We start from the raw sequence: 6515 nt of genomic DNA on the forward strand, positions 1-6515 counted from the left end.
CGTGGGGTGAGGGGACGCGGGCAGGGCGGCCGGAAGGGACGGGGCCGTTCGCTCGCCCGTCACCAGGGCGCGCAGGAACGCCTCGGCCTCTTCGGCGTCGAGGCGCGCGGCCGGGTCCTTGACCAGCAGCCGCCTCAGCAGCGGTTCGAGCGGTCCGGCGGCACGGGCGGGGGCCGGCTCGTCGGCCAGGACGGCGCCGAGCGTCCCCATCATGCTGGCGCGCACGAACGGCGGACGTCCCTCGGTCAGGGTGTACAGCGTCGCCCCCAGCGACCACAGGTCGGAGGCGGGGCCGCTGACGTCGTTCCGCACCCGTTCGGGCGCCATGTACGACGGGGACCCGATGAGCGAACCCGGCTGCGTGAGCGTGGCATCGCCCGCCAGCGCGGCGATGCCGAAGTCCGTGAGGATGGCGCGCCCGTCCTCGCGGAGGAAGATGTTGGCGGGCTTGACGTCCCGGTGCACGACCCCCTGGGAGTGGGCGGTGCGCAGGGCCTCAAGGATCTCCAGGCCGATGCGCGCCACCTGGTCGTGCGGCAGCGGGCCGTCGTCGAGCACCGCGTCCAGGGAGCGGCCGGGCAGCAGTTCCATGACGATGCACGGCCTGCCCTCCTCGACCACGACATCGTGCACGGTGACGATCGACCGGTGCTGCAGCAGCGCGACGGCCCTGGCCTCGCGCAGCGCGCGCTGCGCCAGATGCTCGCGGTGCTCAGGGCTCAGCTCGTCGGGGAACAGGAGCTCCTTGATCGCCACGTCCCGGCCGAGCAGCTCGTCGCGGGCGAGCCAGACGACGCCCATGCCGCCCGCGCCGAGGCGCCGGACGAGCCGGTAGCGTCCGGCGAGCGTCCGCGGCGGCGCGGTCACGCCGCCGCCCGCGCGACCCGGCGCGCCGCCTCGTGCGCCTCACCCGGGGACGCGGTGCCCCGCCGGTACATGTGCTCGATCCGCAGCACCGAGCTCTTCACCCGGAGCACGACCACGGAGACGTCCATGGGCTTCGACAGGCCCGTGGAGGTGTAGGAGAACGCCTCGTCGCCCACGCCGCCGAGGTTCTTCGCCCCGGTCTCCCGCGCCTGCACGCGGTCGACGTCGATCTCGGGCCAGCCCCAGAAATGAATGCCGGGCCTGGTCGAGTTCTTCGTGCTCACGAACCTGTTGTGCGCCTCGGCGGGCGACTGCGGCGGCGGGCCGCCGGTGGAGCGGCCGAGATCGGTGATCACGACTCCGCGCTGCGGCGCGGCCCACCCGCAGGACTTCTCGTCCTCCTCGATCTCCGGCTTCTCCTGCCGGAGCAGCCGGCCGATCTGCTGCCGGGTGAGCAGCCCGCACAGATCGAGCCCGGACGCGGACGGCTCCGCCGAGGGCGTCGCGGACGGCGGCGCCTGCGGACCGGCCGACCCCGTAGGCGTCGCCGACGCCGCGGCCTTCCGCGCTCCGTCGTCCCCGCGGATCACATCGACGGCCACGGCGACGACGAACAAGGTGCCGATCGTGACCAGCGCGATGCCCGCCGCGACGGGAACCCATATCCGCCGAGGATCTCTCCTCGCGGGAACCGGCGGAGGCATCGCAGCGGCGCCGGGCAGCCCGGACGGCCGCCCGGCGGCCACGTTCTCCAGCACCCGCCGCACGTCCTCGGCCTTCGGACGCGCGGACGGCTCCTTCTGCAGCAGGAACCACAGCAGCGGCGCAAGGGACCCGGCCCGCCGCGGCGGCGCCGGCTCCTCGGTCAGCACGGCGCCGAGCGTCGCCATCGGGTTCTCCCGCTCGAACGGCGGCCTGCCCTCGACCGCCGTGTAGAGGGTGGCGCCGAGCGACCACAGGTCGGACTCGGGCCCGCCCGGCTGCTCCCGCAGCCGCTCGGGCGCGACGTAGCCGGGCGAGCCGACGAACGTCCCGGTGCGGGTGAGGGCCGGGTCCGCCTCGATGCTCGCGATGCCGAAGTCGGTCAGGACGACCCGGCCGTCCTCGGCGAGGAGCACGTTGCCCGGCTTGACGTCCCGGTGGACGACGCCCTTCGCGTGGGCGGCCTCCAGGGCGTCCAGCACGTCCAAGGCGATCCGCGCGGCGGCCTGGGGGGTGCGCGGGCCGTCCCGCCCCAGCACCTCGCCGAGGGACATGCCGCCGACCAGCTCCATGACGATCCACGGCCGCTCGTCCTCGATCACCACGTCGTGCACGGTGATGACGCCGGGATGGTCGATCAGCGCCGCCGCCCGGGCCTCCCGCTGCGCCCGCTCGGTCGCCACGCGGCGCTCCTCCGCGGTGAGGACGTCCGGGAAGACGATCTCCTTGACCGCCACGGTCCGGCGGAGGGTCTCGTCCACGGCCGACCAGACCGTGCCCATCCCGCCGCTGCCGAGCCGTTTCCCGAGGCGGTACCGCCCGGCGAGCACCCGTTCGGACATCTGAGCGTCGATCCTTCCCCGTCGATCGAGTCGGCAACACGGTAGCGCCTGGGGATCACACCGTACGAAGCGGCGAAATGCCCCACTTTGACCAGATATTGGCCTCAAAATCCCCGTGTGCGGCGGGTGGCCGGGTATGGCGCCCACATCCGAGGCACGGGAGGAGCTCCGACCATGACCGCACCGACCAAGGCAAGGCCGGGCCAGGAGTGGGCCGACGCCTTCGCCGCGGCCAGCAACGACGACCCCGAGATCCAGGCCCACGGCAAGTACTTCACCTGCACCTACCTCCTCGACGCCACCGACCGCAGCTACGCGATCAAGGTGGAGTCGGGGCGGGTCACGGAGGTCACGCCGGACCCGGGCCCGCTCGACGTCCCCTACCGGTTCGCGATCCGCGCGAGCGCCGACACCTGGCGCGGCTTCGGCGAGCCCGTCCCGGCGCCGATGTACCACGGGATCTGGGCGGCCAGCTTCCAGCGCGACATGCGGCTCGAAGGGGACGTCCTCGTCCTCATGCAGAACCTGCGCTGCATCACCCGGCAGATCGAGCTGCTCCGCGCCATCGGCTCACCGGTCTGACGAAGGAGTTCATCGTGAGCAACATTTCCCCGGTCACCGGCCACTACGTGACCGTCGAGGCCGACGGCCTTGAGTACAAGGTCTTCTACCTGGAGAACGGCTCCGGGCAGCCCCTCGTCTGCCAGCACACCGCGGGCTGCCACAACCACCAGTGGCGCGGCCTCCTGGAGGACGACGAGATCACCTCGAACTACCGCGTGATCGCCTATGACCTGCCCCGGCACGGCAAGTCCGACCCGCCGGAGAACACCGAGTGGTGGAAGGAGGAGTACCAGCTCACCGCGGACCACTTCGTCAACTTCATCGTCGCCTTCTGCGACGCCCTCGGCCTCGAAGACCCGATCTTCATGGGCTCCTCCTTCGGCGGCAACGTCGCGCTCCAGCTCGCCCTGCGCCATCCCGACCGCTTCGCGGGCGTCCTCGCCGTCGAGGGCGCCGACTACTCCCCGGGCTTCTACCTCGACTGGTGGCAGCACCCGCACGCCAACGCCGCCCAGGTCTGCGCGAGCGGCGTCTGGGACCTCATGGCCCCGCAGTCACCCGAGTCCGACCGCTGGAAGACCTGGTTCTACTACTCCCAGGGCTCCGAGGCGTTCAAGGGCGACCTGCACTTCTACTCGGTGGACCACGACCTCCGCGACGACCTCGGCAAGATCGACGGCGACCGCTGCCCGGTGGTGATGCTCACCGGCGAGTACGACTACCTGACCACCCCGGAGGACAGCGCCCGCACCGCCGACGCGATCCAGAACGCCACCTTCATCAAGATGGAGGAGATCGGCCACTTCCCGATGAGCGAGAACCACCCGGCCTTCCGCGACTACCTGCTGGAAGCCCTGAAGACCCTGCAGGCCAAGACCCCGGCCTGACCGGCCCCGATACTGGGCGCCCCCGGCAGGATTCGAACCTGCGACACCCGCTTTAGGAGAGCGGTGCTCTATCCCCTGAGCTACGGAGGCGTGTCGTCGCTCGCGGCAAGAGCGTAGCGGACGGCACCTACAGGGTAGGGGACGGAAGCCGTTGCGCGCTCCCGGTTAAGGGGCGGTCCGGGACCACTAGGCCAGGTGGGGCCCCTGTCTGTACGCTTCGGTGCCGTGAAGGGTCGGCATCGCGGGCAGCCGGGTGGCAGGTCCGCCGAAGACGAGGTGGGCGAGCGTCCGCGCAGCAGCAGGCGGACGCTCGTCGCCGTCGCCGCCGCCGGTGCGCTCGCGGTGGCGGCCTCTGTGATCGCGTTCCTGTCGGGCGGCGGGCCGGTGGACGAGGAACCGCAGACGGCGGCGACCTCCGTCCAGCAGAACCTGCCGGTCATCCCCGGGGCCGAGCCGACGTACGGGAAGTACGTCCCGCCCGAGGAGGTGCAGGCGGCGACGAAGGCGCCGCCGAAGCCCGCGCCCGTGCCCACGGTGACGCCGAAGAGGACGAAGCCCGCCCCGACCCAGACCCCGACCGCGACGCCGTCGCGCAGCCGGACGAACAGGCCGTGCCCGCCGGAATGGCGGGACCACTGGTGGATGCGCCGGTGGTGCGACGACCCCCGTGATCGCGATGGTCACCGTGGCCGCTGAACCGATTACGCGCAGGTCATCGTAGAACGTGTAGTACCGTTCTGCCGCTGTTCCGCATTCGGGCATCAGGAGGAAAACCACCGTGCCGAACCCCCGGTCGGCGGCGCTGACCGCGGTCTTCCTGGTGATGACCATGCTCGCATCGCCCGGTGTCGCCGTCGCGGCCGACGCCGACACCGTGGAGTCGCTGCGCCGTGAGGCATCGAAGGCCCGCAGCGAGCTGGAGAAGGCCACCAAGCAGATGCAGGGCCGCAAGAAGGAGCTCGCGGCGTCGCAGGTCAAGCTGCGCGGCACCCTCAAGGACCTCGCGTTGGCCGAGGCCGAGCTGAACCGCATCCGGGCGCCGCTGGCCAGGCTGGCGAACAGCTCGTACCAGCACAGCGGGGCCGTCGGGTCCATGTCGATCTTCGGCGGCGGCGACCCGGGGGAGGCGCTGCGCTCGACGGCGGACGTGACGCTGCTCGCCAGGTCCCAGCAGGCGCTCGTGGACCGTGCCGACGAGCTGCAGTCGCGGCGCAAGCGCCTCGCCTCGACCGCCCAGGAGCTGCAGTCGCGCAACGCGGTCGAGCAGACCCGCCTCCAGCAGGACGTGGACGGGCTGAAGACCAAGTCGGCGCAGCTCACCAAGCAGCTCAACACGATGCTCGACAAGCTCTCGGTGAGCCGGCTGAAGCGGCTGCAGCTCACCTGCGACGAGGGCCTCGCCACCGAGGCCCGGCAGTTCCCCAACGGGCTGATCCCGGCCAAGTACCTCTGCGCCCTGCCGCAGAAGGGGCACCGGCTCCGCGCGGACGCCGCGCTCGGCTTCTACAAGCTGAACGCCGCCTACAAACGCCGGTTCGGCCGCGACATGTGCGTCACCGACGCGTACCGGAGCCTGTCCGAGCAGCACTCCGTCTACGCGCGCAGGCCCGGTTTCGCGGCCGTCCCCGGGACGAGCAACCACGGCAAGGGCCAGGCCCTCGACCTCTGCGGCGGCATCCAGAACTCGGGCTCCGTCCAGTTCAACTGGATGGAGGCCAACGCCCGCAAGTACGGCTGGTACCACCCCGCGTGGGCCTACAGCAATCCCTTCGAGCCCTGGCACTGGGAGTTCGGCACGGAAGGGTACGAGTAACCCGCCCCCACCGGACCTCCCTGATGTTCATGCGCGACCTCACCGCCTGGACGCGCTGCCCAGCGTGCAGGCAGGTCAGGTCATCGTGGGGGTTTCGGTGGTGGGGGTCACCTCGGCGGTGCAGTAGCGGCAGCGGCGGGCCCTGACCGGGATGGCGCTCAGGCACTGCGGGCAGTCGCGCTCGGTGGCCTCCTTGCCGCGGTCGATGCGCTCGATCAGCTTGGTCGTCGGGAGCACCACCAGGAAGTAGACGATCGCCGCCGTGATGGTGAACGCGATCGCCGAGGTCAGGAAGATCCCGTACGGGAACTTGGTGCCGCTGATCGTCACGGCCAGGCCGGTGTAGTCGGGCTCGCCGCCGAGCAGCGCGATCAGCGGGGAGATGAACGAGGCCGCGAAGTCCTCGACGAGCCCGGCGAACGCGGCTCCCACGACGAACGCGACCGCCAGTTCGACGAGGTTGCCGCGAAGAAGGAACTTCTTGAAACCACTCATGCCGGCTCCGGACTCTCGGGGGTTGCGCCACCCGCTGCAGTGGGCGCGCAGGAATGGCCACGGATCGTAATGAAGACGCCTGTGACATGCCAAACCAACCCCACCGCTCGACTGTCGACGGCCTTAAACGGTTGGGGTGATTGTTAGGGCTAGGGGCGCCGTGGTGCTCGCCAGGGCCAGGGCTTGGGGTCTGGTTGTGGCCAGTAGGACCAGGGCGCCCTGGGAGCGGGTGTTCTCGGCTGGGGTTGGGATCGTTAGTACGGGGACTGCCGATACGACGACTCTGGCGTCTCCTTGGGCTGTCTCTTACACACAGCTGACGCTGCCGACGACTAGTCGAGTGTA

General features: G+C 70.9%; 7 protein-coding genes and 1 tRNA gene. 4 read left to right on the plus strand and 4 right to left on the minus strand.

All coding sequences use genetic code 11. The annotated features are described in order from the left end of the window. Both E1200_RS29905 and E1200_RS34510 read right to left on the minus strand, forming a co-directional pair. Nucleotides 1-867, minus strand: an 867-nt coding sequence (locus tag E1200_RS29905) for a serine/threonine-protein kinase (protein ID WP_131955429.1), incomplete at its 3' end; no start/stop codon positions are given. After that, nucleotides 864-2411: a serine/threonine-protein kinase gene (locus E1200_RS34510; RefSeq protein WP_207933617.1), complete on the minus strand. Its 1548-nt coding sequence runs from the start codon at nt 2409-2411 to the stop codon at nt 864-866. The genes E1200_RS29905 and E1200_RS34510, both read right to left, overlap by 4 nt. Nucleotides 2412-2585: 174 nt before the next feature. Here E1200_RS34510 and E1200_RS29915 point away from each other — a divergent pair, with 174 nt between their 5' ends. Both E1200_RS29915 and E1200_RS29920 read left to right on the plus strand, forming a co-directional pair. Next, nucleotides 2586-2993, plus strand: a complete 408-nt coding sequence (locus tag E1200_RS29915) for a hypothetical protein (protein ID WP_131955430.1) — start codon at nt 2586-2588, stop codon at nt 2991-2993. A gap of 14 nt (nt 2994-3007) precedes the next feature. Continuing rightward, nucleotides 3008-3862 (plus strand): alpha/beta hydrolase, encoded by an 855-nt coding sequence (locus E1200_RS29920; RefSeq protein ID WP_131955431.1) that lies wholly within the window; start codon nt 3008-3010, stop codon nt 3860-3862. 17 nt (nt 3863-3879) lie between these two features. Here the strand turns inward: E1200_RS29920 and E1200_RS29925 are convergent. Continuing rightward, nucleotides 3880-3952 (minus strand) — tRNA-Arg (locus E1200_RS29925). 135 nt (nt 3953-4087) lie between these two features. Between E1200_RS29925 and E1200_RS29930 the strand changes: the two genes are divergently transcribed. Continuing rightward, a complete protein-coding gene (locus tag E1200_RS29930; RefSeq protein ID WP_131955432.1) occupies nt 4088-4558 on the plus strand; it encodes a hypothetical protein in 471 nt (156 codons plus the stop codon). 82 nt (nt 4559-4640) lie between these two features. Beyond that, nucleotides 4641-5675 carry a D-alanyl-D-alanine carboxypeptidase family protein gene (locus E1200_RS29935; protein WP_131955433.1) on the plus strand — a complete coding sequence of 345 codons (1035 nt, stop codon included), beginning with the start codon at nt 4641-4643 and terminating at the stop codon, nt 5673-5675. 75 nt (nt 5676-5750) lie between these two features. Here the strand turns inward: E1200_RS29935 and E1200_RS29940 are convergent, their stop codons facing one another. Next, nucleotides 5751-6170 carry an MscL family protein gene (locus tag E1200_RS29940; RefSeq protein WP_131955434.1) on the minus strand — a complete coding sequence of 140 codons (420 nt, stop codon included), beginning with the start codon at nt 6168-6170 and terminating at the stop codon, nt 5751-5753. Between the last annotated feature and the right edge of the window lie 345 nt (nt 6171-6515).

Source organism: Actinomadura sp. GC306 (assembly GCF_004348665.1).
Classification (GTDB): domain Bacteria; phylum Actinomycetota; class Actinomycetes; order Streptosporangiales; family Streptosporangiaceae; genus Spirillospora.

What these genes read in the sequence shown, in the direction of transcription:
- E1200_RS34510 (WP_207933617.1), bottom strand. Translation starts at nt 2,411, where the DNA reads ATGTCCGAACGGGTGCTCGCCGGGCGGTACCGCCTCGGGAAACGGCTC.
- E1200_RS29915 (WP_131955430.1), top strand. Translation starts at nt 2,586, where the DNA reads ATGACCGCACCGACCAAGGCAAGGCCGGGCCAGGAGTGGGCCGACGCC.
- E1200_RS29940 (WP_131955434.1), bottom strand. Translation starts at nt 6,170, where the DNA reads ATGAGTGGTTTCAAGAAGTTCCTTCTTCGCGGCAACCTCGTCGAACTG.